This is a genomic window from Rhizobium redzepovicii (assembly GCF_019793435.1).
GTDB lineage: Bacteria > Pseudomonadota > Alphaproteobacteria > Rhizobiales > Rhizobiaceae > Rhizobium > Rhizobium redzepovicii.
Genome location: NZ_JAILYH010000009.1, coordinates 171514 through 198202, shown reverse-complemented (window position 1 = coordinate 198202; position 26689 = coordinate 171514). Strand labels below are relative to the sequence as shown.

Below are 26689 nucleotides of genomic sequence, written 5' to 3'. Positions count from 1 at the left end.
GCTTGAAATCTCCTCCTGAATGGAATGGGGAACGTTAAAGGCCCTTGGCCAAAGCCGCCGCACCCAGCTTTTCGAAGCGATTGTCGAAAATCTGCTCCACGTCGAACGGCTTGTAACCGAGCTCGTCCGCTAGCAGGTTGATCGTTTCCTGATGACGCTTCTTCACCTCGCTCCAATCGGAGGGAACGATCTGCTCCCCGGTCATCTTGACGAGATATTCCCCGTCGTCCTGGCTGAGGCCCTGCTGACCGACGTAATATTCCTTGATCCAGAGGTCCGGGTTGCGGTTCACCCATTCGGTGGCGCGCGCCCACAGGCCGACATATTCAGCGAGGGCAGCCGCCTTGGCGGGATCATCCAGAACCCATTGCGGAGCATAAAGATGGCCGGGATCATCGCGCAGCCCATGCTCGAGGAGAGTTGCGCCATCCGGCCCGTATTGCGTGATGTAGCGCCTGATATAGACGCTGCCGAGCGGCGCGATGTCGACCTGTTTGCCCGCCAAGGCCTTCGGATAGACATCGCCGGTGCTTGGCAATTCCACGAGAGTGACGTCGCTGCTCTTCAGGCCGGCGGTGTGAAGCGCGCGCAGGACGAGAGTGCCCTGGGCCTGACCGGGGCTAAACGCGATGCGCTTGCCGCGGAAATCAGAGAGCGTCTTGACGTCGGCGCCAGGCGCGATGCCGAAGCGGTAGATCGGATTGGCGATCGGGTCGCGGCGTTCGCGATAGGCGATGTTGCGGACCGGCAGGTTGTTCCAGTTGGCGAAGATCGAGGGGATCTCGGCCACCGAGCCGACGTCGAGCGCATGGGCGCGGAAGGCTTCCGATGTCTGCGGTCCGCCGCTGATATTGGCCCATTTCACTTCGAAAGTGAGCTCCTTGTCGAGGCCAGACACTTCGAGAGCCTTCTGCGTGACCGGGTCGCCGATCGTCAGCACGGTGCCCGGCGGCACTTTAGCAAGGAGGGGCGCGTCGGCCTGGGCTGCGGCCGGATTGTGAATGGCGCCGAAGCCAAGCAGACTGAACAACGCGATTTTGAATGCTTTTGCCAATGTCATCGTCGATCTTCCCGTTTCGGATTGCTGATTGCAGGAACGATGCACGGTAAGATGGAACATTATCCACTAAATCTATAGACTATTTAATTCAATAATCACGTCGCTGATAAAAAATTGTGCCAAAGCTCGGGTCGCTGGCCCGATTGGGCGCCCCCGAGGATTGCCGATGCCCAGACGAAAAAAGGCGCCTGAGACATATGCCGCAGGCGCCTTGTGGTCACTCCAGTCTTCGACTGTGTCTTGAAGCCGGCAGATGTCAATCGCTGACGTCAGGCAGCGGCCGGCGGGTATTCGTTGGCCTGGAATACGTGATGATGCACCTTGCCGGTGAAGAGTTGCAGGAGTTCGCCGGTAACTTCACGGCTCTCGAAGCGCACATCGGAACTTAGCGCTGCGCTCACCGCATCCATATCGGGATAACGGATCGCCAAGGCCATGGCATAGACCGGGGCGCCTTCATCGCGCTCCATCCCGTCCAAGACCCGAACTTCCTCGGCGCCTGGAAATTTCGTCCATAGAGGAACGAGCCGCTCCCTGACAAAAGCGCGGAATTCCTCTTCTCTGCCGGGATGGATTTCGCCTTCAAACAAAGCATAACGGATGATCATAGGTTCTCTTTTCCAAAACTCGCCGGAGCCGGATCGATATGATGGGGGAAAGTGAGGGCGTATCGATCGATACGCCCTGATTGGAGGCTTATTTGCCCCAGATTTTCTTATACTGATCGCGATAGCCGTTATCGGGATCGAAGCTATTCTTCGGTCCGCCGTCGAACTCGACGTTCGCGCTGGTCACCACATGCAGCGGCGACACATAGCCCGACCACGGGGCGCCGGCGAAAGCGCGGTTCAGCTCATCGACGAGCTGCCAGCCCTGGAGGTTGAGCGGTTCGGCGACCGTGACGGCCTGGAACTGCTTGGCGCGGATACGCTGATAGGCGCTCTCCGAACCGTCGCCGGCTGCAACGTTTACCGGCTTCCCGTCGCCGGCGATGCCGGCTGAGGCAAGCGACGGTCCCATGAAGTCGTAGTAGAGGTCGTTGATCGCCAGAGAATGCGTCCACTTGGCGCCGTACTTCTGCAGCAGCGACGTGGTCAGCTGCGGCATGCGCTGGGAGGTTTCGGCGATCGGCGTGTCCACATATTCCAGCACGGTACCGCCGAGATCCTCGATCTCTTTCTTCATGCGGTCGGCCTTGGCAATTGCAATTGCATAGGTCGAGTCGGTGAAGATGATGACGCCCGGTTTGCCGCCGGCGTCGACGAAGGCCCAATCCGCCGCCGACTTCGAGACTTCCATCGCATCGGTGGTGACGTTGGCGAAAACGCCGACTTCGGGAACCGGACCGACGGCCGAGGCGGCATGCCAGGAAACCATCGGAATGCCGGCCGCCTTTGCCGCTTCCATCGCCGGCTTCTGCTCGACCGCGTCGAAGCCGTTGATGATGATGCCGTCGGGCTTCAGCGCCATGGCCTGGCCGAAGGCAGCCGTCCGTCCGCCGATCGAGCCGGCGCCGTCAAGCGCCTTGACCGTCCAGCCCAGGGCGCCTGCCGCTTCCTGAACGCCGTTGACCACGCCGAGAATGCCGCCGTTCTTCATATCGCCAGCAAGAATGACGATGTTCTTTCCGCTAGCAGCCTTGGGGCCGCTCGTCGGGCCATCCCATGCGCTCACCTTGGAAGCATACTTGTCGACCACGGCCTTGGCGTCGGCCATGGAATCGGCCATTGCCGGCATGCTGAGCATAATGGCGACGGTTGCGACCGTTGCCTGCAATAAAGTCCTGCGCTTCATGTTCACTCCTCCATTTTGTTTGTTGTGGAATGCCGGTGAGCCGGCATCCTCATTTGGATGCGGGTGTGATCCTCCTCACAGCTCCGCGCTTGCGCTGGGCATAACCTGCAATGCCGATGGCAATCAGCAGGGTCACGCCGTTGAACAGCGGTTCGACGAAGAACGAGCCGCCGAATTGCTGAATTCCTGATATCCCGACTGCCAGGATGATGACGCCGATCAAAGTGCCCCAGACGTTCACCCGGCCTGGCTTGATCGTCGTCGATCCGAGAAATGCGCCGACCAGCGCCGGCAGCAGATATTCAAGACCGACGCTTGCCTGGCCGATGCGAAGCTTCGAGGCGAGAAGGACCCCGGTCAGAGCAGCCAGCAGGCCGGAGGTCACGAATGCGCCGATCACGAACTTGCGGACCGGAATGCCATTGAGGGCCGCAGCCTTGGGATTGGCGCCGATCGCGTAAAGGTACCGGCCGATCGGCAGGTATTCGAGCACGACCCACATGCAGATGGCGATCAAGAGCACATAAAAGCCGGTGATCGGCAGGCCGAACAGCATGGTACCGTTCAGCGCATAAAAACCTTCAGGCAGTACACCGACCACCTGCCGCCCGCCGGTGTGCCAAAGGGCAAGCGCGTAAAGAACCGTGCCGGTACCGAGCGTGGCGATGAAGCTGTCGATCTTGGCGACCTCGACCAGCAGGCCGTTGATGAAACCGGTGAGGACGCCGAGCGCGAGTACGATGAGGACGGCGACCGGCCAGGGCAGGCCGTAGGCCGTCTGCAGGCTGATGGCGAGAATGTGCCAGAGCACGATGCCGTAGCCGACCGTCAGATCGATGCGGCCCGATGCCATCGGGATCATTGCGGCCAGCGACAGAAGCGCGATGATCGCCTTGTCGGAGACGATCGAGCGAACGTTCAGCACGGTCGGGAACGTATCCGGCAGAAGGATCGAGAAGATTACGATCAGGCCGACGGTCAGGATCACCAGCCCGTAAACCGGGATCAGGCGGCCGATCTTCTGGCCGGTGGACAGGCCGGCCATTTCGCTCTTGGTCGGCTCCAGTGCGGTGGATTCAATGGATTGCATGGCTGTTCTCCCGATGGCTCAAGCGGCTTCCGACGCCGAAGCGGCCGTGATGACCGCCTCCGTAGTCAGAGCGCTTCCGCTCAGTTCGCTGACGATTTTTCCGCGCGAGAAAACCAGCGCGCGGTGGCAGATATGGGCGATTTCCTCGAAATCCGTCGAGACCACGACGACCGCGAGACCGGCTTCCAGCGCCTGGGTGATCAGGCGGTAGATTTCCGCACGCGCGCCGATGTCGACGCCGGCGGTCGGGTCTTCCGCAACCAGCAGCTTGCGCCCGGTCGCCAGCCAGCGGCCGACGACCACTTTCTGCTGGTTGCCGCCCGACAGCGCCTCCACCGGCAGATCCGGATCGTTCGGCCTGAGGCCGACGGAATGGCCGATCGCATGGGCAAGATCGGCTTCGCCACGCGGCGACAGGAAGGAGAAAATCCCGCGTCCGACGGCGCCCGGATTGAGATAGGTATTTTCCCGAATTGACAGCGAGAGCGCGACGGATTCCTCCGTCCGGTCACGGGCGATCAGACCGATCCCTGACGCCATGGCCTGCCGCGGGCTGGAAAGATCAGGGGCCAGGCCATGCAGCAGAACCGAGCCGTTGAAGGGCTCGCAGCCGAACAGCGCCCGGCCGATGCGTTCCTGACCGGCGCCGCGCAATCCAACCAGCCCGAGCAGCTCACCCTCGCGGATATCGAAGGATATCGGGCTCGTGCCGGTGCAGACGAGATCGCGAACCTCGACGATCGCCTTGCCGGGCTTGATCTCGGCCTTGGAAAAGAGGCTGTCACTGCTGCGGCCGATGATCATCGTCACCAGTTCGTCGGGGGTGGTCTCGCTGACCGGCTTCTGTCCCACCATGCATCCGTCGCGCAGCACGGCGACGCGATCGGCAATGCGGAAAATCTCGTCCAGCCTGTGGGAAACGTAGATCATGCCGACGCCCCGCTCCTTCAGGGGGCGGATCGCATTGAACAGCCGGTCGACTTCGTCGGCGGGAAGGCTTGCGGTCGGCTCGTCGAGCACCAGAACGTCGGCCTCGACGGCAAGCGCGCGGGCAATGGCGACAAGCGATTTTTCGGTGCGCGACAGGGCCGAGACCCGCGTTGTCGGATCGAAGTCGCAGCCGACCAGTTTCAGGGCCTCCTTGGCGCGCGCCTGTGTCCTGTTCCAATCGATCACGCCGCGACGCATCGAGAAACCCTGTGACAGGCCCATATTCTCGCCGACCGTCATCCACTCGATCAGACCGAGATCCTGGTGGATGAAGGCGACCGGTTGGCGCTCGTTCGGCTTCGGCGGACGATGATGGTAGCTCTGGCCGCGGAAAAGGATGTCGCCATTATCCGGCCTGTAAATGCCGGCGAGGGTCTTGATCAGCGTCGATTTGCCGGCGCCGTTTTCGCCCAGCAGCGCCAGGATTTCGCCCTCGCGCAGATCGATCGAGACGTCACGCAACGCCTGCGTGCCGCCGAAGCTTTTGGTGATCGATTGGAACTCCAGCAGTCTCTTGGCTTCCACTGTGGCTCCTCCCAAAGCTGCGGTTGTCATTGGCTGTATGTTATCGATAACATTCATGCATGGTCAAGCGGAAAGATGACAATCTCGAATTTCGAATGAAGATTGCCGTCAGCCGGCCTGAAGCCCGTCGAGAAGGCGCATCATCTCGGCCGAGTCCTTCGGCCCAAGCCCGGCCGCACAGAGCAGTCGGTGAATTTCGACCACCGCCCCGGTCATCGGCAATGGCGTCTTCGTCTTCAGCGCGAAAGCCTGAAGCGAATCCAGGTCCTTCAGCATGTTGTCGATTCTTCCTGTCGGGGAGAAATCGCGGGCGGAGAATTTTGCCATGAATTCCTGCAATATCCGGCTGTCCGCCCTGCCGCCGGCAAGGGCTGCCGGAATGGCTGAGGGATCGACGCCGCCGGCTTCAGCGAGCTTGACGGCTTCAGCGACGGCCTGGAACAGCACGGCGCAAAACAGCTGATTGATCAGCTTGGTGGTCTGCCCGGCGCCGGATTGGCCCATCAGCGTATAATTGGCGGCAAGATGCCGCATCACCACGCGGGCCCGTTCGAAATCCTCAGGGCTGCCGCCGGCCATGATCGTCAGCTTTCCGCCAAGCGCGCCTGGCACGCCGCCGGACAACGGGCAATCCACCCATGCCATGCCCGTTTCCGCACGCAGCCGCTTCGCCATGTCGACCGTCTCGGCGGGATCGATGGAGGACATGTCGATCAGCAGCTTGTCGGCGCTTGCCGCCGCCGCTACCCCCTTCTCGCCGAAGACGACGGCACGCACGATGTTGGCGTGATTGAGGCTGAGCACGCAGAATTCCGACGCCGAGACCGCATTCTCCACGGAACTCGCCGCGTGGGCACCCTTGGCCGTGAGTGCCGCGACCTTTTCGGCATCGAGATCGAAGACCGACACTTTGTGCCCGGTTTCGATCAGTCGCGTGACGATCGCCGTTCCCATGATACCCGCGCCGATGACGGCGACGTCTGCTCTATAGTCATCCTGCATGATTATCTCCTCCCTTGACCGCCACGCCGCTCAGCCCTTTGCAAGCCAGCGCCATAATATCCTCCAACGCATTCTCGACCGCCACCGTCACCACCCCGGCTTCATCGGTCGGCGGCTCCAGCGTCTGCAACTGGCTGTCAAGCAGCGACGCCGGCATGAAGTGGCCCTGACGGGCCTGCATCCGCGACAGCAACAGATCGCGCGTCCCCTCCAGAAAAACAAAGGCCAAGCGTCCGCCCGCCGCCTGACGCAGCCTGTCCCGATAGGTTTTCTTCAGCGCCGAACAGGAAATTACCAATCCCTGCGACGCCTTTTGCGCGGTGTTAATCTCCTCGCCGATCCGGTCGAGCCAGGGCAGCCTGTCGGCGTCGGTGAGCGGTATGCCTTTCGCCATCTTCTCGACATTGCGAGCCGGGTGGAGTTGGTCGCCTTCCACAAAACGCATGCCGTTTCGAGTCGCGATGCCCGCTCCAACCGAGGACTTGCCGCAACCGCTCACGCCCATGACGACAACGGCCAGAGGCAGCGTTTCTTTTTCGAGTTCCATCGTCGCGTCTCTGTCAGAGGCAGGTCGTGATGCCGCCGTCGACGTACAGCGTGTGGCCGTTGATGAAGGACGACCCGCGGCCCGCCAGGAAAACGGCGGCGCCGACCAATTCTTCGACATTGCCCCAGCGCCCGGCCGGCGTCCGCTTCTCCAGCCAAGACGAGAATTCAGGATTGTCGACGAGCGCCTGGTTGAGCGGCGTCTTGAAATAGCCGGGCGCAATCGCGTTGATCTGCAGGCCGTGCTTGGCCCAGTCGGCGCACATGCCGCGCGTCAGGTTGCGCACCGCACCCTTGGTCGCCGTATAGGGAGCGATGCCCGGGCGGGCCAGCTCGCTCTGAACCGAGGCAATGTTGATGATCTTGCCCTGACCGCGGGCTATCATGGCTTTGGCGGCTGCCTGGCCGACGTAAAACACGCTCGAAATATTGGTGGTCAGCAGCAGCTCCCATTTGTCCGCCGGGAAATCTTCCAGCGGCGTGCGAAACTGCATGCCGGCATTGTTGATCAGGATGTCGAGCGGGCCGATATCGGCTTCGATCGCATCGATGCCCGCTTTGGCGGCATCCTTGCTGGTCACGTCGAAGATAGCGGCATGGGCAGACAGGCCTTGAGCCTTGAGACTTTCCACTGCGCGTTTGACGCTTTCGGGCGTGCGGCCGTTGATGATGACCTCGGCGCCGTGCTGCGCCAGGCCCTCGGCCAGCGCATAACCGATCCCCTGGCTCGAGCCGGTGATCAAGGCAAGCTGCCCGGTCAGATCAAACAGGTTCTTCATGCAAATAACTCCTCCGGTGTCGCTGCGAATGACGGCTTATACCGCCACTTCAGGTGAAACTCACTTGACATCGCTTCTCTGGATTATATGTTATCGATAACATAATCAACTGCCAAAATGCGGGACGGAGACGGAATGCCTGACGTAGAGATCTTGATGACCGGAGCTTATCCGGAATGGGATATGGTCGATCTGGAGGCGAAGTATCGCGTTCACCGCCTGTGGGAAGCGGCAGACCGGCAGGAACTGATTGCAAGGGTCGGCAAGGATATTCGCGCCATCGCGACGCGTGGTGAACTCGGCGCCTCCGCCGAGCTGATGAAGCAATTGCCGAAGCTGGAGATCGTCTCCTGTTACGGCGTCGGCACCGACGCCATCGACCTCGCCTATGCCCGCGCCAACGGCATTCGCGTCACCAACACGCCTGATGTGCTGACCGAAGATGTCGCCGATATCGCCATCGGACTGCTGCTTGCCACGGCGCGGCAGATCCCGCAGGCCGATGTTTTCGTCCGCGCCGGCCAGTGGGGCAATGTCGCCATGCCGCTGGTGACGCGGGTCGCCGGCAAGAAGGTCGGACTGGCCGGCATGGGGCGGATTGGCAAGGCGATCGCCAAGCGGGCTGCCGCTTTCGGCTGCGACATCTCCTATTTCGCCCGCAATGAGCACACGGATGTTGATTATGCCTACCAGCCGGACCTGGTCGCACTTGCCGATTGGGCCGATTTTCTGATCGTCATCGTCCCCGGCGGGCAGGCGACCATGAAGATCATCAATGCCGAGGTGCTGAAAGCGCTCGGTCCGAACGGCATGTTGATCAATGTTTCTCGCGGAACCACCGTCGATGAAGAGGCGCTGATCGCAGCCCTACAGGACGGCACCATCCAGGCCGCCGGCCTCGACGTCTTTTTGAACGAACCGAAGATCGATGCGCGGTTCCTGACACTCCAGAACGTGGTGTTGCAGCCCCATCACGGCTCCGGTACCGTCGAAACCCGCAAGGCCATGGGCCAGCTGGTCAGAGACAATCTCGCCGCGCATTTCGCCGGCGCAGCACTTCCAACTCCCGTCGTGTGAGGGTTTCGATATGAAAGCCATCGTCATTCATGCCGCCAAGGATCTCAGGATCGAGGAGCGCGAGCCGGAGGTTGCGGGCGAGGGGCAGGTGGAAATCGCCATCGAAGCCGGCGGCATTTGCGGATCCGACCTGCATTATTACAATCATGGCGGCTTCGGCACCGTTCGCCTGCGCGAGCCGATGATCCTCGGCCACGAGATCGCCGGTACAGTCAAGGCGCTGGGTGCCGGTGTGAGCGACCTTGCCGTCGGAGACCGCGTTGCGGTTTCTCCGAGCCGGCCTTGCAATCATTGCCAATATTGCCTGAAGGGGCAGCAGAATCACTGCCTCAACATGCGGTTTTACGGCAGCGCCATGCCGATGCCGCATATTCAGGGCGGCTTTCGCCAGCGGCTGGTGGCGGAGCGCTGGCAATGCCACAAGGTCGCGGAGGGCATTTCCATTCACGAGGCCGCCTTCGCCGAACCCTTTGCCGTGACGCTGCATGCGGCCAGCCGCGCCGGATCGCTGCTGGGTAAACGGGTGCTCGTCACCGGCTGCGGCCCGATCGGGATGCTGGCGATCGTTGCCGCGCGTGTTCTCGGCGCTCGCGAAATCGTCGCGACCGATGTGACCGACAGCGTTCTGGCGATCGCCCGCACCAGCGGCGCGGATCGAACGATCAATGTTGCCACGCATGCCGCCGACCTCGCCGCTTACGGCGCCGACAAGGGATATTTCGACGTCATGTTCGAGGCGTCGGGCAATGAGCGGGCGGTGCGCGCCGGCCTGGAGGCGCTGAAGCCTCGCGCCGTGCTCGTACAGCTGGGCCTCGGCGGCGATGTCTCCATCCCGCAGAACATGATCGTCGCCAAGGAAATCGAGATGCGCGGGACATTCCGCTTTCACGAGGAATTTGCGCTTGCGGTCGAACTGATCAATGCGCGCCGCGTCGATCTGAAACCGCTGCTGACAGGTGTTTTTGCCATCGAAGAGGCCGTCGCCGCCTTCGAATTGGCCAGCGACCGCAGCAAGTCGATGAAGGTGCAGATCGCCTTCTGATATCGGCGCCCATTATTGGGCGCTGCGATCCGTGCTTTCGCGCAGCACGACCCTGTAGCCTGTCAATGTGATCTCGTCGCCGGTCGTCTCGCCGCTGCCCTGCAAGGCATCGAGAAGGCGGGCGGCGGCCTGGCGGCCGATGCCGTAACAGTCGACATTGATGGTGGTGATGCTGGGGTGACAGATCGACGAGATCTCGTAATCGCCGAAGCCGGCTATGGCGATATCTTCAGGCACGCGCATTCCCCGGCGTTTGCATTCCATGATCGCGCCGAAGGCGGACAGGTCGGAGACGCAGAGAACGACTTCGGTATCCGGCCAACGCTCCAACAGGCTGACGATCGCCTGGCCGCCCTGTTCCATGCTGATCGGCGGCACGCCAAAGGAAATCGCCCGCCCCGGTCCCAAACCCAGTTCCTCGACGGTCCTCAGAAAACCGCTTCGTCGCTGGCTGCCGCGCGTATCGCGCGCTGTCGTACCGCCGATATAGCCGAACCTGCGATAGCCCTGGCTCGCAAGCGCTCGCACCAACAGGGACATCGCCTCGCTGTTGGAAAAGCCGACGACATGATTGATCGGCTCTTCCGGAATTTCCCAGGTTTCAACCACCGGAATGCCGGCCTTATCAAGCATGCGCCGCGCCCGGTCGGTATGCGAACCGCCTGTCAGGATGATGCCTTCGGGGCGGCGGCGCAGCATTGCCTCGATCAGCTTTTCTTCTTTCTCGGCGGAATAGTCGGTATAGCCGAGAAGAAGCTGAAGGCCGGTATCTTCCAAGGCATCGGTGATGCCGCGGGCGGTGTCGGAAAAATTCGAATTGTTGATCGAGGGTACCAGCGCCGCGATGAAGCCGCTGCGCCGAGAGGAAAGACTGCCGGCCGACAAGTCGAGCACGTAGCCGAGCGCATCGACGGCTTCCATGATGCGCTTGCGCGTCTCTTCGGAAACGCTCGCATCCTGCCGAAAAGCGCGCGAAACGGTCATGGCAGATACGCCGACATATTTGGCGACTTCAGCCATCGTCAGTTTTTGGGCGTCGCCTCCCTTGAGACGCTTGTCTTTTGGCTCATCCTCGTTTTTCACTGGCTCCGCTTTCAAAACAGCTTCCGAGTTGGGCAACTCAACACACGATAAAGTTATCGCTATCATCGCACAATCGATATTATTGCAGGAATGCCGCGTTCCACAGTTCGCCGATATCTGTACGAAGAGCGAAAAACAAAGCATTATGGTATCGATAACAATTTGAGATGAGGGAGCATCATGTTCGGAGAAATCGAGGGGACTGGGTTCGAGGTTCTCGATCCGCGCTTTGAAAACTGTTTCGTCGGCCATGCCCGCGTCGAGCGGCTTTGGACGGGCGGGCGCTGGCTGGAAGGACCGGCCTGGTTTGCCGCCGGGCGCTATCTGGTCTTCTCGGATATCCCCAACAATCGCATGATGCGCTACGATGATACCAGCGGGCAGACATCGGTCTTCCGCTCACCCAGCAACAACTCGAACGGCAACACGGTCGACAATCAGGGACGGCTGATCACCTGCGAGCATCTGGCGCGCCGTGTCACGCGAACCGATTTCGACGGCGGGATCAGCGTGCTGGCCGATCGCATTGCCGGCAAGCGGCTCAATTCTCCCAACGATGTCACCGTCAAATCCGACGGGACCATCTGGTTCACCGACCCGAGCTACGGCATCCTCCACGATTATGAGGGCGACTATGGCGAGGCGGAAATCGGCGGATGCCACGTCTACCGGCACGACCCGGCAACAGGCGCCACCGACCAGATGACATCGGATTTCGTCAAACCGAACGGGCTGGCTTTCTCCCCGGACGAAACGCTGCTTTATATCGCCGATACCGGGGCATCGCACCTGTCCGGCGGTCCGCGCCATATCAGAAAGCTCGCCGTGTCCGATAACGGCAAGCTGAGCGATCTCGGCATTTTTGCCGAATGCACCGCAGGCTTTTTCGATGGTTTTCGCGTCGATCGAAAGGGAAGGATCTGGACGAGCGCCGGCGACGGTGTGCACTGCTATAATCCAGATGGCACACTGATCGGCAAGATCCATATTCCCGAGATTGTCTCCAACGTCGCTTTCGGCGGCGAGAGATTGAACCGCATCTTCATTACGGCAACCACGTCGCTCTATGCGGTCTATCTCACGGCCAACGGCTCAAGACTGGGATAGAGCGCCCTATCTTCCAACAATAAATCAGCTCGCGACCTGTATTAATGGGTTTCCGTTTCATACTGTGGGCAGATTTAACCATATCGATTATCAGTCCACAGACTGAACAGGGAACTCCTCGTTCCAAACGCTCAGAAGCAGAGGCCGCTTCCCCGGCGGTCTCTGCTCTGCGGTATTCCTCAATTCAGCGTTGGCTGAGGCCGTCAGCCAACCTGATGAGGCCGAGGAAGTCCGACCTGTAGCCGAAGGGATCCGCCCCGCGCGATGCCGCAGCGAGATCGGCAATCGCCTGATAGGGATAGGTGTCGAGGGCGCTGGTGCGGCTCAGTTTCTGGCCGAAGGCGGCGACGGCCACGGAGAAGCGAACGTCCTGCGGCGCGGCGTCGATGGTGGCGACCGCGTTGCCGTCACCGACAGGGGTGGTGATCAGCGCGCTCTTGTCCTCCCCCGGCCGCTTATAGCGCATCTTGACGAAAGCAAGCTCGCCGTGATGCGTGCCGTCCGATGCCGCGGCCGGCACCTTGTCGGCTGCGCCATACCTCAGGTCGTCATTCATGACCGCGGGACTTCCCTTGAGGGTGATCTCATAGATCGCCGTGACGCTGTGGCCGGAGCCGATATCGCCGGCATCGACGCGGTCGTTGTTGAAATCCTCGCGGTTGAGGGCGCGTGTCTCGTAGCCGATCAGCCGGTATTCGGCGATCCGTTCCGGGTTGAACTCGACCTGGAACTTGACGTCCTTCGCAATCGGAAACAGCGTCGACCCGGCTTCTTCGACCAAGGTCTTCTGCGCCTCCGCGAGCGTGTCGATATAGGCGGCGCTGCCATTGCCGTTCTGGGCCAGCGTCTGCATCAGGGAATCGTTGAGATTGCCGCGGCCGAAGCCGAGAACGGTCAGGAAGATGCCGTCCTTGCGTTTCTCCTCGATGATGCGCTTCAGATCCTCGTCGCTCGACGGGCCGACATTGAAGTCGCCGTCCGTCGCCAGCATCACCCGGTTGACGCCATCCTTGACGAAGGCCTGTTTGGCAAGATCGTAGGCCGCCTCGATGCCTTCGGCGCCGCCGGTCGAGCCTCCAGCCTCCAGCCTGTCGATTGCCACGAAGATCTTCGATTTCTCCGCTACCCGCGTCGGCTCGAGCACCGTGCCGGCATTGCCGGCATAGGTGACGATCGAGACGGTATCGTCGGCCTTCAGCTTGCTGACCAGAAGACGGAAGGCGCTCTTCAGCAGCGGCAGCTTGTCCGGCTCGTCCATCGAGCCCGAGACGTCGATGAGGAAGACCAGATTGGCATGCGGCGCGGCCGCCGGCGCAATGTCATAGCCCTTGATCGCCACGTGCATCAGTTCCGTATCGTGATTCCACGGTGTCGGCATCACCGTCACGGTCGCCTTGAAAGGTTGATCGGCCTTCTCGGGACCCGGCCAGTCATAGGGGAAATAATTGATCATCTCCTCGACGCGAACCGATTGCGGATCCGGCATCGCCCCGCCGGCCAACGACCGGCGGACGAAGGAATAGGAGGCACTGTCGACATCGGCAGAGAAGGTCGAGACCGGATCGGTCGCGACACTCTTGATCGGATTTGCCGCGGCATTGGCAAAGCGTTCGCGGCTGGGATCGAGCTGAACCTGGACATTCCCTTCCGCCGGCGGGACAGGCGAGGGGGCCGCGGCCATCGGCTCTGCCGACAGCTGGCCCTGAGCAACCACGCCGGGAGCAGCCGGCGCAGCCCGTTTTGCCATGCCAAGTGCCGCGGCGGAATCCTCCGACTTGTTCTTAAGAGTGGCAATCTCGCCGGCATCGAATTCAGCGCGCAGCTCCGCAGCGGACTTTGCGGCCTGAGGTTCCTTGTCCTGCAAGAGTTGAGTGCTATCAGCCGCCGACGATTGAGCCGGCCGATTCTCTTCGGCTGGCGCTTCGGAAAGCCGAGGTTCGGCCGGTTTCGGCATGTCATTTTTGGAAACGGTGCCGGCGATCTTTTCCTGGTCGACGATCGGTTGGTTGCGGGCCAGCTCGAGGGTGAGATAGCCGGCGGTGGGAATGACGAGCAGCGTTGCAAGGGCTGAACCGGCGAGGAATTTCTTATTCACAGCAGAGCTCCATATCCAGTTGATGATGGAGCTTGGACGCCAGCCTTTCGTAATTCCTTGGGCTGCTGCGGCATTATTTTCTGCGTTGTCGAAGGCCTGCATTGCCGCGGCAAGGGCGCGTGCACGCGCCTCCAGATCGGTTGCCGGCGGGGTGAGGCGGGAGAGCTTCTCGAGTTCCTTGTCCATTATACCTCTTCCTTGCCGAGCATGGCCTTCAGCCGCTTGCGCGCCTCGTGGACCTGCCAGGACACGGTCGTTTCCGAGCAGCCCATGACATCGGCGGCAGCCGAATGGCTGAGGCCTTCGCCATAGACGAGCAGCACGGCGTCGCATTGGCGTTCCGGCAAAGCGCGCACGGCCGCCCATAATTCGCTCGACAGCTCGTCGTCGTTCCCGCCCGGTGCATCCGGCTGCGGTTCGGAGGCGTAAGCGCGGAATGTCTGCTCGTCCCGTACAAGTTTGCGTCTATGGTCGCGGGCGGCATTGAGCGTCAGCGTATAGAGCCATGTCCTGAAGCGGCTGGCGCCGTGAAAGCCGCGGATGGCCGCGCCGAGCTTGACGCAGACCTCCTGGGCGATGTCGTCGGCGTCGGCGGAACTGCCCGACCATCGCCATGCCGTCGCGTGGACGAAATCATAATGGCGCGAGACCAGTTGCCCGAAGGCCTCCCGGTCGCCGCCCTGCGCTCGTTCTATGAGCTCCGCATCCAATGCGCACCTACCCCCAAGCTATCAAGCAAGATGCTATTTCGGGATTGAGACGTTTCTCCAGTGGCTTTCCTTGGGTCGACGACGAAAAAAATATCGGAATTTTTTGAAAAAGCGGCAAAGCCTTGAAATGCAGGATCAAAATAAGGAAGCATCGCGACATCCATGGGTCGCGGCCAGACAGATTGCCTCCGCCGCAAAGGCGCATGATGGGGTGAGAGTCGGCCAGGGACGTCTCCGCAGTCCCAAATCGAAAGGACCCTGCATGTCCGCTCCATCCCCTGTCCCCACCGAAAAAGGCATTCTGCAGTTTCTCCAGATTTGCGATAGCGTCTATCCCACTGAGGCTGTCGAAGCGTCGGTCGAGCAGCAACGGCATTGGTACGATTCGCTTTGCGCCCGCTTCGACCGCCCGCTGCCCCCGGATTTGATCTTTGCGGACGGCATGGTCCAGCGCATACCGATCCGGCGCTACCGTCCGCGGAAAATCATCACCCGGACTGTTCTGCTCTATCTCCATGGCGGCGGCTTCGTCGTCGGTTCGCTTGAGAGCCATCACGCCATCTGCGCCGAGATCGCTGATTTTGCCGGCGCCGAACTCGTTTCCGTCGATTACCGGCTGGCCCCTGAATATCGCTGGCCGGCACAGACGGATGACGGCTTCGCCGTGCTCAAACATCTGCTTGCCGCCGGCAATAAGGTCGTGCTGATCGGCGACAGCGCTGGCGGCAACCTTGCGGCAGGGCTTGCCTTGCGGGCGCGCGACGAGGAACTCTCCGGCATCGTCGGCCAGGTGCTAATCTATCCCGCGCTCGGCGGCGACCTCGACGCAGGTTCCTATCTCGAAATGGCCGCCGCACCCGGCCTGACGACGGCCGATGTCGCCTATTATCGCGAGATTCTGCAGGCGCCTGAAGGAAATGAGATCGCCGAGCCACTCCAGGCGTCTTCGCTTGCCGGGCTGCCGCCGGCCTTCATCACGGTCGCGCATTTCGACCCCTTGAGAGACGACGGCCGGCACTATGCCGCCCGGCTCACTGAAGCGGGCGGAGAGGTCTGGTTCCGGGAGGAGCCCCAGATGGTGCATGCCTGGCTGCGCGCCCGGCATATGAGCGATGGCGCCCGCGATGGCTTCCATGCCGTCTGCGAGGCTGTCCGGCATTTCGCCGTGTCCTGACGATCACATCAGATCACGTGGGATCCGCTTTTCCGCAAAGATCTTTTCGAAGATCTGCACGTCGTCCTCGAAAGCGGCGACGACGGCACTGATGATCCAATCGGTGGCGGTGCAGGCAATCCGCGCGGTTGCCACGGTGCGCACGAACCAGCCGGGGCGGCGCATATCGCAGGTCCAGGTCGACACACCGGTCATCGACAGCGGATCATCGGGTGAAATCGACCAGACTTCCTCGCGCAATTGCCGGGTCGACAGGCCCGTCTCAGGATGTTCGTAGAGCCCGGTATCCTCGTGGATGCGATAGTCCGTCCGGTTGCCCGAGAGGTTGCGAACGACCTGGCGCTCCGTCGCCGCCGCGGCATGCTCGATATATCGAGGCAGGGGATCGGGATTGGCCGGCTCCTTGATTTCGATGCGGCGATGGTCGCCGAGCACCGGCAACCCCAAGCCGAGCGATGCCATGTCGATTTCGATTCCCTCATCCTCAGGCGGAGGAAGGATCATCGGCCAATAGGCGGTGGAAAGCGAAAGGCGGATGCGATGTCCCTTGCGGAAGCGATAGCCGCAGGCGTCGAGCACGAGACGGATCGACACCGTCTCGCCCGGGATCAGCGGTTTCGGATCGGCATTGCCGTCGCGGTGGGTGAGATTGACGACGCCGAAGGCGACCCGCATTGCCGTACCATCAGGATGAACATCGATCAGCCGGGCGCAGAGATTGCCGCCCGACGTCCGGGAGCGCAGCGCAAGCGTCAGCACGGGCTGGCCGAGATAGTCGCAATCGCCGGAAAGCGGCATGGTATCGAAGACCAGCGAGCCGGCATCGTCCGAGCGCTGATCGATCGCCATTTCGGCGTCGGGCTTCAGCGTGAAATATTCACCGGATGCCGTGCCGGTATCGAGCGGAGAATGGAGATAAACGGGATGTTCGGGCGCGTGCGGGATCGGCATGCCTTCCGTCAGCCTGCCGAATTGCTCGACGTAAAAGCACTGCATGCGCGGCGGCGTCCAGACATCCCTGGCGATCCAGAAACCAGGATCGCTGTCGCGGCGTGGAGCAGGGCGGATGGCATCGAGAATATAGGCACGGGTCTGCGGCAGTCTGTCGATGCCGTTGTCCTCGCCACGCAGCCACTTGTTCCACCAGGCGATCGCTTCGCCATGGAAATCGGCGCGCGGTTTCGGCCAGGCGAAGTGCGGATATTTGTGCACCCAGGGACCAATCAGCGCCTTGGCTTTATCGCCGAGGCCTTCGACCGCCATCAGCGGCGTATTGCGGTAACCGTCGGCCCAGCCGGCAATGACCAGCGCGGGGATCTCGACGCTGGAAAAATCCTCTGCGATCGAGCCGTGACGCCAGAAATCGTCGCGCCGCTGATGGCTCAGCCACTCCTCCATGAAAAAGGGTTCGCCCGCCAGGCGCTCCAGCCACAGCGCCTTCCAGCGCTCGCCGGCCAGTGCGGGATCGGGCGGGCGCGACTGATAGCCGAGCATCGTCGCCGCCCACGAAAGCTGGGCGGAGAGATGGCAGCCGTTCTTGTAGTGGATGTCGTCATTGTAGCGGTCGACGGTCGAGGCGATCGAGATGACGGCCTTCAGCGCCGGCGGGCGCAGGGCTGCGACCTGCAGGCTGTTGAAGCCGCCCCAGGAGATGCCCATCATGCCGACCGCGCCGTTCGACCAAGGCTGCGCGGCAATCCAGGCGATCAGCTCACAGGCATCGGCAAGCTCCCGTTCGGTATATTCGCCATCGATGACGCCGTCGGATTCTCCCGATCCGCGGATATCGACGCGCACGCCGGCAATGCCGGCGGCGGCGAAGACCGGATAGGTCGACTCGTCCCTGAGGCTCGTCCCGTCGCGCTTGCGATAGGGCAGGAACTCGAAGACCGACGGCACGGGATCCTCCTCCGCGCCGTCGGGCATCCAGATGCGTGCCGCCAGCCGCGTCCCATCCTTCAAGGTGATCCACTGATTTTCGATGGTTGTGAAGCTGCGGTCTGACATTGTCATATATCCAGGAGAGCTTTAGGCATTAAGCCACACGCGGCTGCCGATGTAGCCGTTGGACATATCGTTGCCGATATCGTCGACATATCCCTTCAGCATTTTCGAAGAGGCCATGATGTAATCGTTGAAGACGGGCAGGATCAGACCGCCATCGTCTCGCACCATCAGGGCCAATTGCCGATAAAGCACCTTGCGCTTGGCCTCATCGAGTTCTGACCTTGCTTGCAGAACCAATTTGTCGAAGTCAGGGCGCTTGAAACGCGTGTCGTTCCATTCTGCGGTCGACAGGTAAGAGGTGGAATAGCGCGAATCCTGGGTCGGACGACCGCCCCAGAACGAGGCGCAGAAGGGCTGCTTGTTCCAGACATTGGTCCAGTAGCCGTCTTCCGGTTCGCGCTTGACGTCGATCGTGATGCCGGCCTTGCGCGCGCTTTGCTGGAACAGGATCGCCGCATCCACAGCGCCAGGAAAGGCTGCGTCTGACGTGAGCAGCTGAATGGAGCGGTCGAGACCCGCTTTCTTGAAGTGGAAGGCGGCCTTATCTGGATCATAAGGGCGCTGCTCGATATCGGTCGGGGCGAGAGCGTAGTTGGAATTGACCGGATAGTCGTTGCCGATGACTCCGTAGCCGCCCAGAACCTTGTCGAGGATCGCCTGACGATCAATGGCATATTTCAGCGCAAGCCGAAGATCGGTGTTGTCGAAGGGAGCCGTGTCGCAATGCATCAGGAAACAATAGAAGCCCTTGCCTGCATTCCGGAGGATTTCGACGGTCGGTGCTCGCTGCAGCATCGGGACTGTCTTGGGGTCGACATTGTTGACGAAATGGACTTGGCCGGAGGCAAGTGCGGCAACGCGGGCGGTGTTGTCGTTGATGACGAGGATCTCGACACTGTCGACAAAGCCGCGGTCGGAGCGCCAATCCTTCGGGTTTTTCTCGAAGGTTGCGTGAACGCCCGGTTCGAAGCTTTTCAGAATGTAAGGACCTGTACCGATGGCCGCCGCAGGCTTGTCGAGGCCGCCCTTCGGTTGGATGATCAGGTGATAGTCGGTCAAAAGCAAAGGCAGGTCCGCATTGCCTTCCGAAAGTGTGAGGACAAGGTCGCCCGCTTTTTCTTCGATACCGGTGATCGAGGCCATGAGCCCCAGAGCGCCCGACTGCGAATTCTTGTCCGCGTGTCGCTTCAGTGTCGCGACGATGTCCGCGACGGTCATCTTGCTGCCGTCGTGAAACTGCACGTCGTTCCTAATTTTGAAAGTCCAGACGGATGCGTCCGCCGATGGCGTCCAGGAAGTCGCCAGCGACGGCAAGGGCGTACCGGTCTTAGGGTCGGATTCGACAAGTGTGTCGCCCCAGAGACGGCCAATCACGAACAACACGGAGGCGCTATAGGTCGCGGGGTCGAGCGCATCACTGGTGGCGCCGCCCTTGAGACCGAGTTTCAGATGACCCCCGCGCTTCGCTTCCTGCGCGCGGGCATCGCGCGGCATCAAGAGTCCGGAGGGGAGGACTGGCAAAGCACCCAGCGCGACGGCACCGCCAACGAAGTGACGACGGCCGATACTCAAAGGCGAAGATTGATCCTTTTCACGTGTCATTTCAGTTCCCTTTTCAACGTTCTTAGAAGGGAACGTAGAGATCAGGCTGCTTCACGCAATTTCGCGACTTGACGCATTTTTGAGCGAGTTTACGCTACTATCATTAAGACGGAACCGCCGATGCCTCACCTAGTCGAGAACCTCAAGATCGCCTGTGCCACGCAGCGTTCCATTTCGCATCTTTGCCGCGCGATCGATATCAATCGGCAGCAATTCAATCGATACATCAACGGCCAGACGAGGCCGTCTGCCCATAATCTCGCTCGCATAGCCAAGTATTTCGATCTCGACGCAGCCGACTTTGGTCTCGTTCCCAGGCTCTTTCGCGAGCGGCTTCGCAAACCGACTCTAGACCTCAATCAAAGTTCCGAACTATTAAAGGCGTTCCCAGGCGATCTGACCGCGCTCCGGCGCCATATCGGCTATTTCCAGACCTATCATCGCTCCCCGTCCTGGCCGGGAATGGTTGTGTGTTCGTGCAGCCGCTTTGTGGAGAAGGGTGGGCTTGTGCATGTCAAATCAATGGAGCGTCTGCGGGACGCTGGAAACGGCATCCAGCAATTTTCGAAATATGTCGGCCTTGCGGCCTTCTATCGAAACCGGATCTTCATTACGGAGCGAGTCGTCGGCCCGAATCCGATACTTTCACAGACGATCCTCCTGCCATTCGATGAGTACCAGCGCGTCTATCTGCGCGGGACGACAATGGGAGTTTCGTGGCGACGGGAAAATCTCCCGTATGCGTCGCGGATGATCTGGCGGCATGTCGGCGCCGAGCCCAACCTGCGCGAGCTTCTGTCGCGTTGCGGACCACTGCCGCTGTCTTCACGCCAGCTGCCACCGACGGTGCGCTCGTTCCTCGCAGATCCATCCGCGGAAGTGTATGCGGTGCCGGCAGAGTATTGAAGAAACCGATTTTCAACGAAGCCATCCGGATGAGTGCCGGAAGATTTCGAGCCTTCAATTCCCGGCGCTTGCCATCTTCCGCGTCGTTAGCACCCGCTCCAGCCAGCCGATCTCCATCTCCGGTACGGATTTCAGCAACAGGTCGGTGTAGTCGTCGAAGGGCGGCGATAGCGCTTGGGATTTGGGACCGAAGCGGACGAGCTTGCCGCGATGCATCACCGCGACGCTGTCGGCAATGGCGCGCACGATAGCGATGTCATGGGTGATGAACACGTAGGAGAGATGTTCCTCTTCCTGCAGCTTCAGCAGCAGTTTCAGAATGCCTTCGGCAACCAGCGGATCGAGGGCCGAGGTCGGCTCGTCGCAGAGGATAAGTTCGGGCTTGGCGGCAAGGGCTCTCGCGATCGCCACGCGCTGCTTCTGGCCGCCGGACAGTTCGGCCGGATAACGATCGACGAAACCGTTGCCCATTTCGATCTGGTCGAGCAGTTCCTTTACCCGCGCGGTTTTCTCGGCACCTCTCAGACCATAATAGAAGGTCAGCGGGCGGCCGATGATGTCGCGGACCGTCTGCCGCGGGTTCATCGCCGTATCGGCCATCTGGTAGATCAGCTGGATGCGCCTCAAGTCGTCATTCGGCCGGCTTTTGAGGCCAGGCATCAGCGGCTTTCCATCAAAGACGATGCGTCCGTTGCTCGGCGGCAACAGGCCGGTAATGACGCGCGCCAGGGTGGATTTGCCTGAACCGGATTCGCCGACGACGGCGAGCGTCTGCCCCTTCGGCACGTGCAGCGAGACATCGTGCAGCACCTTGAAGCCGTTGGAATATTCGGCGCTGACATTCTCCACTTTGAGAAGTGCTGCAGACTGGTCGGCGGCTTCCTCGCGGTAGGCCTGCCTGACATTAACGAGGGCGCGCGTATAGTCCTCCCGCGGTGCCTCGATGATCTGCTGGACGCTGCCGTATTCGACTTGCTTGCCATAACGCAGGACCATGATGTCGTCCGAAATCTGGGCGACGACGGCGAGATCATGGGTGATATAGAGGGCGGCGGTGTGCGTTTCCTCGATGGCATGCTTGATCGCCGCCAGCACGTCGATCTGCGTGGTGACGTCAAGCGCTGTCGTCGGCTCGTCGAAGACGATCAGTTCGGGATTGGAGCAGAGCGCCATCGCCGTCATCGCCCGCTGCAACTGGCCGCCGGAGACCTGGTGGGGAAAGCGCTCACCGAAGGTTTCGGGATTGGGCAGGCCGAGAACCCCGAACAGATAAAGCGCACGCTTGCGCGCCTCGTCCTTGCTCATCAAACCATGTTTGACCGAAGCTTCGATCACCTGATCGCCGAGTCTATGCGCCGGATTGAAGGCGGCCGCCGCCGATTGCGCGACGTAGCAGACCCGGGCGCCGCGGATTTTCCGGATGCCGTTCTTGCCAAGCACCAGGATATCGGCGCCGTCGAGCCGCACCTCGCCGCCGGTGATTTCGGCGCCGCCTCGGCCATAGGCAAGCGCCGAAAGGCCGATCGTCGACTTGCCGGCGCCCGATTCGCCGATCAGGCCGAGAACCTTGCCCTTCTGCAAATCGAAAGAAACGCCGTCGACGATCGTCACCCGCTTCGGCGGCTCGCCCGGCGGATAGCTGGTTGCTTCGATCTTCAGATTGCGAACGGAAAGAAGCTCAGGCATCGCCGCGCCCTCCCTTGAGGCTGGATGTGCGTTTCAGGAGCCAGTCGACGACGAGGTTGACGCAGACGGCAAGCACGGCAATCGCCGTGCCCGGCACCAGTGCTGCCGATATACCGAAGATGATGCCGTCCTTGTTGTCCTTGACCATGCCGCCCCAATCGGCCGCTGGCGGCTGAATGCCGAGGCCGAGGAAGGAAAGCGTCGAGAGGAACAGGATCGAGAAGGCGAAGCGCAGCCCGAATTCGGCCAGCAGCGGCGACAGGGTGTTCGGCAGGATTTCGCGGAAGATGATCCAGAGCTTGCCTTCGCCGCGCAGTGTTGCCGCCTCGACGAATTCCATCACCGCGACATCGAGCGCCACGGCGCGGCCAAGACGGTAGACGCGGGTGGAATCGAGGATCGCCATGACAAGGATCAGGACGACGATATTCTGCGGCAGGACCGCAAGAACCACCAGCGCGAAGATCAGCGTCGGGATCGACATCATCAGATCGTTGAAACGCGAAAAGACCGTGTCGATGATGCCGCGCGAGACGGCAGCGGTGAAGCTCAGGATGATGCCGAGCGAGAAGGAGATGACGGTGGCGGCGGACGAGACCAGCAGCGTCGTACGCGCGCCATAGATCAGGCGCGAGAGGATGTCGCGGCCGAGATTGTCGAGGCCGAAGATGTATTGATTATCCGGCAGCTGCCAGACGTCGCCGACAACCTGCGTCTCGCCATAGGGAGCGAGCCAGGGGGCGAAGATCGCAAAGATGAAGGCGATGGCGATGCCGGCCATGCCGATCCAGGCGGTGATGGGAATGTCTCTCAATCTCATCGCGGATGCCTCAGCCGGGGATTGGCGATAATCGCGAGGATATCGGCCGTCATATTGAGGAAAATGTAGACAGCCGCGAAAATCAGGCCGCAGGCCTGTACCACAGGCATGTCGCGCACGGTGACCGCATCGACCATATATTGCCCCATGCCGGGATAGACGAAGACCACTTCGACAACGACGACCCCGACCACGAGATAGGCAAGGTTCAGCGCGATGACGTTGATGATCGGCGCGAGCGCGTTGGGGGCGGCATGCTTGACGATCGCGCGGAAGGCGCTGAGGCCCTTCAGTTCGGCGGTTTCCATATAGGCCGACGACATGACGGAGAGGATCGCCGCCCGCGTCATGCGCATCATGTGCGCAAGCACGACGAGCACCAGCGTCGCCGTCGGCAGCGCGATCGCCTTCAATCGCTCGGCGAGACCCATGCTGTCGTAGACGGTCGCTGGAAAAGTCGCCATGCCGAGCTTCACCGCGAAGAACAGGATCAGCAAGTAGCCGATGAAGAACTCCGGCAGTGAGATCGCCGCGAGCGAGATAATGTTGATGATCTTATCCGGCAGGCGGTTGCGGAAATGCACCGACAGCATGCCGAGGCCGACGGCGAGCGGCACTGATATCACCGCGGCGAAACCCGCCAGGAAGAGCGAATTGCCGAGACGTTTGCCGATCTGTTCACTCACTGAATTCTTGCTGGCCCAGGAAGTGCCGAAGTCACCCTGGACGGCATTGCCGAGCCACTCGACATAGCGCGTCGTGACCGGCCGGTTCAGCCCGAGATCCTGTCGAATATTGGCAACGGCCTGCGGTGTCGCCGACTGACCGAGATAGGTTGTGGCAAAATCGCCGGGCAGGGCTTCCAGACCACCGAAGATCAGGATGGAGACGGCAAAAAGCAGGACCAGGCTGAGCACGAAACGCTCGAGGATAAGGGCAAGCAGCGGAAAACGCTGCCGGAACCCGAGGCCGGGCAAGATGCTTGGGGCAGGATTGGTCATGGCGAGGGCCTCGCGCTAAAACGTCGGGAGGACCGCGGGGTTTCATCCCACGGTCCCGGCTTCGTTGGGGATCGGAGGGGCAAGCGCCCCTTTGCAATCAGGCGTCCAGCCAGACGCGCGTCGCGACGTAGCCGTTCGACATGTCGTTGCCGATATCGTGGACATAACCCTTCACCTGCTTGGTGGAGGCGTTCACGAAATCGTTGAACATTGGCAGGATCACGCCGCCCTCGTCGCGCACCATCATCGCCATGGCGCGATACAAATCCTTGCGCTTGGCTTCATCAAGTTCGGATCGGGCCTGCAACAGCAGCTTGTCGAAGTCAGGACGCTTGAACTTGGTGTCGTTCCAGTCCGCCGTCGAGAGATAGGCGGTGGAATACATCTGGTCCTGTGTCGGCCGGCCACCCCAGTAGGAAGTGGAGAAGGGCTGGACGTTCCAGACGTTGGTCCAGTAACCGTCGCCCGGCTCGCGCTTGACTTCGATCTCGATGCCGGCCTTCTTGCAGCTTTCCTGATAGAGGACGGCTGCATCGACACCGCCGGGGAAGGCGACTTCGGAGGTGCGCAGAAGGACCGAGCCGCTATGGCCCGACTTCTTATAGTGGAAGGCGGCCTTGTCGGGATCGTAGACGCGCTGCTCGATGCCCTCGGGGAAGAGCGCATAGGTGCTGTTGATCGGGAAGTCGTTGCCGACCTTGCCGTAACCGCCGAGGATCTTCTGCACCATGGTCTCGCGGTCCATGGCGTATTTGAGGGCCAGCCGCAGGTCGTTGTTGTCGAACGGCGCCTTGTCGCAATGCATGATGAAGACGTAATGGCCGCGGCCGGCAGTCGAGAGGATCTCGACGTTCGGGGCGCGCTTCAAAAGGTTGACGGTCTTCGGGTCGACGCGGTTGATGTAGTGCACCTGGCCGGACGACAGTGCTGCGATGCGGGCGGTCGCGTCATTCATGCCGATGATTTCGATCGAATCGACATAGCCCCGGTCGGTGCGCCAGTCGTCCTTGTTCCTTTCGAAGGTGGCACGGACGCCGGGCTCGAAACTCGTCATCTTGTAGGGGCCGGTGCCGATCGAGGCCAGCGGATCATCGACGCCGCCGTTCGGCTGGATGACCAGATGGTAGTCCGACAACAGCAACGGCATGTCGGCATTGCCTTCGCTGAGCGTCAGCACCAGATTGCCGCCGTCGGCCTTGATCTCCTTGATCGAGCCGAGAACACCCAGCGCACCGGATTCCGACTTAGCATCGGTGTGGCGCTTCAGCGTCGCAACAACGTCGTCAATCGTCAGTTCCTTGCCATCGTGGAACTTGACGCCCTTGCGGATCTTGAAGGTCCAGGTGACAGCGTCTTTCGACGGCTCCCAGGATTCGGCAAGCGAGGGCACGGCGGCACCCGTCAGCGGGTCGGACTCGACCAGCATGTCGCCCCAGCAGCGGCCGATGCAGAACATGACCTGTGACAGGAACTTCGCCGGATCCTTGGAATCGGTGGCTGCACCTCCTTCGAGGCCGAGCTTCAGGTGGCCGCCGCGTTTCGGTTCGGCGGCCTCGGCACTTTCGGTGAAGAGCTTGTCGGCGACGGCAAGTGTGATGCCCGCCGCCATGGCGCGTCCCATGAATTCGCGGCGGCTGAGCCCGCCCGCGGTGACGCGGCCTGCGAGATATTTGCTATAGTCGTTCATTCCCCAGTTCCTTCTTTGTGGTGCGTTGACAGAACTTCCGGGCAGGATCGCAGGCGGTTTCCTCTCCACCTCCGGTGCCCGCATCATGCGGGAAACATTGCGGTTGCTGCCGCCTCGTTATTGTCCTTTCCAGATAGGGCTTCGCTTCTCGGCGAAGGCCCGTGCGCCTTCCAATTGGTCTTCGCTCGAATAGAGCCTGTCGACGGTCGCAAACTGCCGCTTGGTGATCTTGTTCATGGCAGTCTGGAACGTCGAACCCTCCGCTTCGCGCACGATTTCCTTGATGGCCGCATAGACGAGCGGCGGCCCGCTTGCGAGCAGGCGAGCAAGCTCCCAAGCTCTCTCCATCAGCCGGCCGGCCGGCAGGACCTCGTTGACGAAACCCCAGCGATGCGCCTCGTGAACGTCGAGCCAGCGTCCCGTCAAAAGGATGTCCATGGCGATGTGATAGGGGATGCGCTTCGGCAGCTTGATCGACGCCGCATCGGCAACCGTGCCCGAACGGATTTCCGGCAGGGCGAAACTCGCATGTTCGGCGGCGACGATCAGGTCGGCCGAAAGGGCGAGCTCCAATCCGCCGCCGCAACAGATGCCGTTGACCGCTGCAATAACCGGCTTGTTGAGGTCGCGCAGCTCCTGCAGCCCGCCGAAGCCACCGACACCGTAGTCACCGTCGACCGCATCACCTGATGCTGCCGCCTTGAGGTCCCATCCAGCGCAAAAGAACTTTTCGCCCCCACCCGTCACGATGGCGACGCGCAATTCCGGATCGTCGCGAAAATTCTGGAAGATCAATCCCAAGGCACGGCTGGTCGCAAGGTCGATGGCGTTCGCCTTCGGCCGGTCGATGACGACTTCGAGCACCCCGCCGTCATGTCGTGTGCGAATGCATTCGCTCAACCTATG

At 61.2% G+C, this 26689-nt stretch carries 24 protein-coding genes; 6 read left to right on the top strand and 18 right to left on the bottom strand.

Annotated features, from left to right (window positions below; genetic code table 11):
- Nucleotides 1-34: 34 nt before the first annotated feature.
- The 8 genes from K6N12_RS16420 to K6N12_RS16385 all read right to left on the bottom strand — a co-directional run bounded on the left by K6N12_RS16420 (nucleotide 35) and on the right by K6N12_RS16385 (nucleotide 7786).
- Nucleotides 35-1060 (bottom strand): ABC transporter substrate-binding protein, encoded by a 1026-nt coding sequence (locus K6N12_RS16420; protein ID WP_183780081.1) that lies wholly within the window; start codon nucleotides 1058-1060, stop codon nucleotides 35-37.
- Nucleotides 1061-1329: 269 nt separating this feature from the next.
- Nucleotides 1330-1668, bottom strand: coding sequence for a hypothetical protein (locus K6N12_RS16415; protein WP_012555586.1), 339 nt, complete (start codon nucleotides 1666-1668; stop codon nucleotides 1330-1332).
- An 88-nt stretch (nucleotides 1669-1756) separates the two neighbouring features.
- The gene (locus K6N12_RS16410; RefSeq protein ID WP_183780084.1) at nucleotides 1757-2854 is read right to left on the bottom strand and encodes an ABC transporter substrate-binding protein; all 1098 of its coding nucleotides are present in this window, start codon (nucleotides 2852-2854) and stop codon (nucleotides 1757-1759) included.
- 49 nt (nucleotides 2855-2903) lie between these two features.
- Nucleotides 2904-3944 (bottom strand): ABC transporter permease, encoded by a 1041-nt coding sequence (locus K6N12_RS16405; RefSeq protein ID WP_131711187.1) that lies wholly within the window; start codon nucleotides 3942-3944, stop codon nucleotides 2904-2906.
- A gap of 18 nt (nucleotides 3945-3962) precedes the next feature.
- The gene (locus tag K6N12_RS16400; protein ID WP_183780086.1) at nucleotides 3963-5459 is read right to left on the bottom strand and encodes a sugar ABC transporter ATP-binding protein; all 1497 of its coding nucleotides are present in this window, start codon (nucleotides 5457-5459) and stop codon (nucleotides 3963-3965) included.
- Nucleotides 5460-5567: 108 nt separating this feature from the next.
- Nucleotides 5568-6461: an NAD(P)-dependent oxidoreductase gene (locus K6N12_RS16395; RefSeq protein WP_183780089.1), complete on the bottom strand. Its 894-nt coding sequence runs from the start codon at nucleotides 6459-6461 to the stop codon at nucleotides 5568-5570.
- Nucleotides 6451-7008 carry a gluconokinase gene (locus tag K6N12_RS16390; protein ID WP_183780093.1) on the bottom strand — a complete coding sequence of 186 codons (558 nt, stop codon included), beginning with the start codon at nucleotides 7006-7008 and terminating at the stop codon, nucleotides 6451-6453. Before K6N12_RS16390 ends, K6N12_RS16395 begins: the two co-directional genes overlap by 11 nt.
- Nucleotides 7009-7021: 13 nt before the next feature.
- Entirely contained in the window at nucleotides 7022-7786 is a 765-nt protein-coding gene (locus K6N12_RS16385) for an SDR family oxidoreductase (protein ID WP_097626170.1), read from the bottom strand.
- A 135-nt stretch (nucleotides 7787-7921) separates the two neighbouring features.
- On the opposite strand from K6N12_RS16385, the gene K6N12_RS16380 reads away from it, so the two are divergent.
- Together K6N12_RS16380 and K6N12_RS16375 are read left to right on the top strand one after the other, a co-directional pair.
- A complete protein-coding gene (locus K6N12_RS16380) occupies nucleotides 7922-8863 on the top strand; it encodes a 2-hydroxyacid dehydrogenase (protein ID WP_097626171.1) in 942 nt (313 codons plus the stop codon).
- Nucleotides 8864-8873: 10 nt separating this feature from the next.
- Nucleotides 8874-9905: an L-idonate 5-dehydrogenase gene (locus tag K6N12_RS16375; protein WP_222148876.1), complete on the top strand. Its 1032-nt coding sequence runs from the start codon at nucleotides 8874-8876 to the stop codon at nucleotides 9903-9905.
- 12 nt (nucleotides 9906-9917) lie between these two features.
- On the opposite strand, the gene K6N12_RS16370 is transcribed toward K6N12_RS16375, so the two are convergent.
- Entirely contained in the window at nucleotides 9918-10988 is a 1071-nt protein-coding gene (locus K6N12_RS16370; protein ID WP_097626330.1) for a LacI family DNA-binding transcriptional regulator, read from the bottom strand.
- Between K6N12_RS16370 and K6N12_RS16365 the strand changes: the two genes are divergently transcribed.
- Nucleotides 10888-11154 (top strand): hypothetical protein, encoded by a 267-nt coding sequence (locus K6N12_RS16365; protein ID WP_183855946.1) that lies wholly within the window; start codon nucleotides 10888-10890, stop codon nucleotides 11152-11154. The two genes, K6N12_RS16370 and K6N12_RS16365, sit on opposite strands and share 101 nt — an antisense overlap.
- 14 nt (nucleotides 11155-11168) lie before the next feature.
- A complete protein-coding gene (locus K6N12_RS16360; RefSeq protein WP_222148875.1) occupies nucleotides 11169-12095 on the top strand; it encodes an SMP-30/gluconolactonase/LRE family protein in 927 nt (308 codons plus the stop codon).
- Between the two features lie 184 nt (nucleotides 12096-12279).
- Here K6N12_RS16360 and K6N12_RS16355 read toward each other — a convergent pair whose 3' ends face one another.
- Both K6N12_RS16355 and K6N12_RS16350 read right to left on the bottom strand, forming a co-directional pair.
- Nucleotides 12280-14376 (bottom strand): vWA domain-containing protein, encoded by a 2097-nt coding sequence (locus K6N12_RS16355; protein WP_222148874.1) that lies wholly within the window; start codon nucleotides 14374-14376, stop codon nucleotides 12280-12282.
- Nucleotides 14376-14900 (bottom strand): RNA polymerase sigma factor, encoded by a 525-nt coding sequence (locus tag K6N12_RS16350; protein ID WP_222148873.1) that lies wholly within the window; start codon nucleotides 14898-14900, stop codon nucleotides 14376-14378. The genes K6N12_RS16355 and K6N12_RS16350 overlap by 1 nt, the downstream gene beginning before the upstream one ends.
- A 262-nt stretch (nucleotides 14901-15162) precedes the next feature.
- Between K6N12_RS16350 and K6N12_RS16345 the strand changes: the two genes are divergently transcribed.
- On the top strand, nucleotides 15163-16074 hold the full coding sequence (locus K6N12_RS16345) for an alpha/beta hydrolase (RefSeq protein ID WP_131711196.1): 912 nt from the start codon (nucleotides 15163-15165) through the stop codon (nucleotides 16072-16074).
- 3 nt (nucleotides 16075-16077) lie between these two features.
- On the opposite strand, the gene K6N12_RS16340 is transcribed toward K6N12_RS16345, so the two are convergent.
- The gene (locus K6N12_RS16340) at nucleotides 16078-18081 is read right to left on the bottom strand and encodes a CocE/NonD family hydrolase (RefSeq protein WP_222148872.1); all 2004 of its coding nucleotides are present in this window, start codon (nucleotides 18079-18081) and stop codon (nucleotides 16078-16080) included.
- Between the two features lie 21 nt (nucleotides 18082-18102).
- Nucleotides 18103-19683 carry an ABC transporter substrate-binding protein gene (locus K6N12_RS16335; RefSeq protein WP_222134946.1) on the bottom strand — a complete coding sequence of 527 codons (1581 nt, stop codon included), beginning with the start codon at nucleotides 19681-19683 and terminating at the stop codon, nucleotides 18103-18105.
- 120 nt (nucleotides 19684-19803) lie between these two features.
- Between K6N12_RS16335 and K6N12_RS16330 the strand changes: the two genes are divergently transcribed.
- The gene (locus tag K6N12_RS16330; RefSeq protein ID WP_097626179.1) at nucleotides 19804-20589 is read left to right on the top strand and encodes a helix-turn-helix domain-containing protein; all 786 of its coding nucleotides are present in this window, start codon (nucleotides 19804-19806) and stop codon (nucleotides 20587-20589) included.
- 54 nt (nucleotides 20590-20643) lie between these two features.
- On the opposite strand, the gene K6N12_RS16325 is transcribed toward K6N12_RS16330, so the two are convergent.
- The 5 genes from K6N12_RS16325 to K6N12_RS16305 form a co-directional block, all read right to left on the bottom strand.
- Nucleotides 20644-22275, bottom strand: coding sequence for an ABC transporter ATP-binding protein (locus tag K6N12_RS16325; protein ID WP_222134945.1), 1632 nt, complete (start codon nucleotides 22273-22275; stop codon nucleotides 20644-20646).
- Entirely contained in the window at nucleotides 22268-23095 is an 828-nt protein-coding gene (locus tag K6N12_RS16320) for an ABC transporter permease (protein WP_097626181.1), read from the bottom strand. The genes K6N12_RS16325 and K6N12_RS16320 overlap by 8 nt, the downstream gene beginning before the upstream one ends.
- On the bottom strand, nucleotides 23092-24096 hold the full coding sequence (locus K6N12_RS16315; RefSeq protein WP_183855822.1) for an ABC transporter permease: 1005 nt from the start codon (nucleotides 24094-24096) through the stop codon (nucleotides 23092-23094). Before K6N12_RS16315 ends, K6N12_RS16320 begins: the two co-directional genes overlap by 4 nt.
- Nucleotides 24097-24193: 97 nt before the next feature.
- Nucleotides 24194-25783, bottom strand: a complete 1590-nt coding sequence (locus K6N12_RS16310; protein ID WP_131711201.1) for an ABC transporter substrate-binding protein — start codon at nucleotides 25781-25783, stop codon at nucleotides 24194-24196.
- Nucleotides 25784-25900: 117 nt separating this feature from the next.
- Nucleotides 25901-26683, bottom strand: coding sequence for a carnitinyl-CoA dehydratase (locus K6N12_RS16305; RefSeq protein WP_222148871.1), 783 nt, complete (start codon nucleotides 26681-26683; stop codon nucleotides 25901-25903).
- Nucleotides 26684-26689 lie beyond the last annotated feature (6 nt).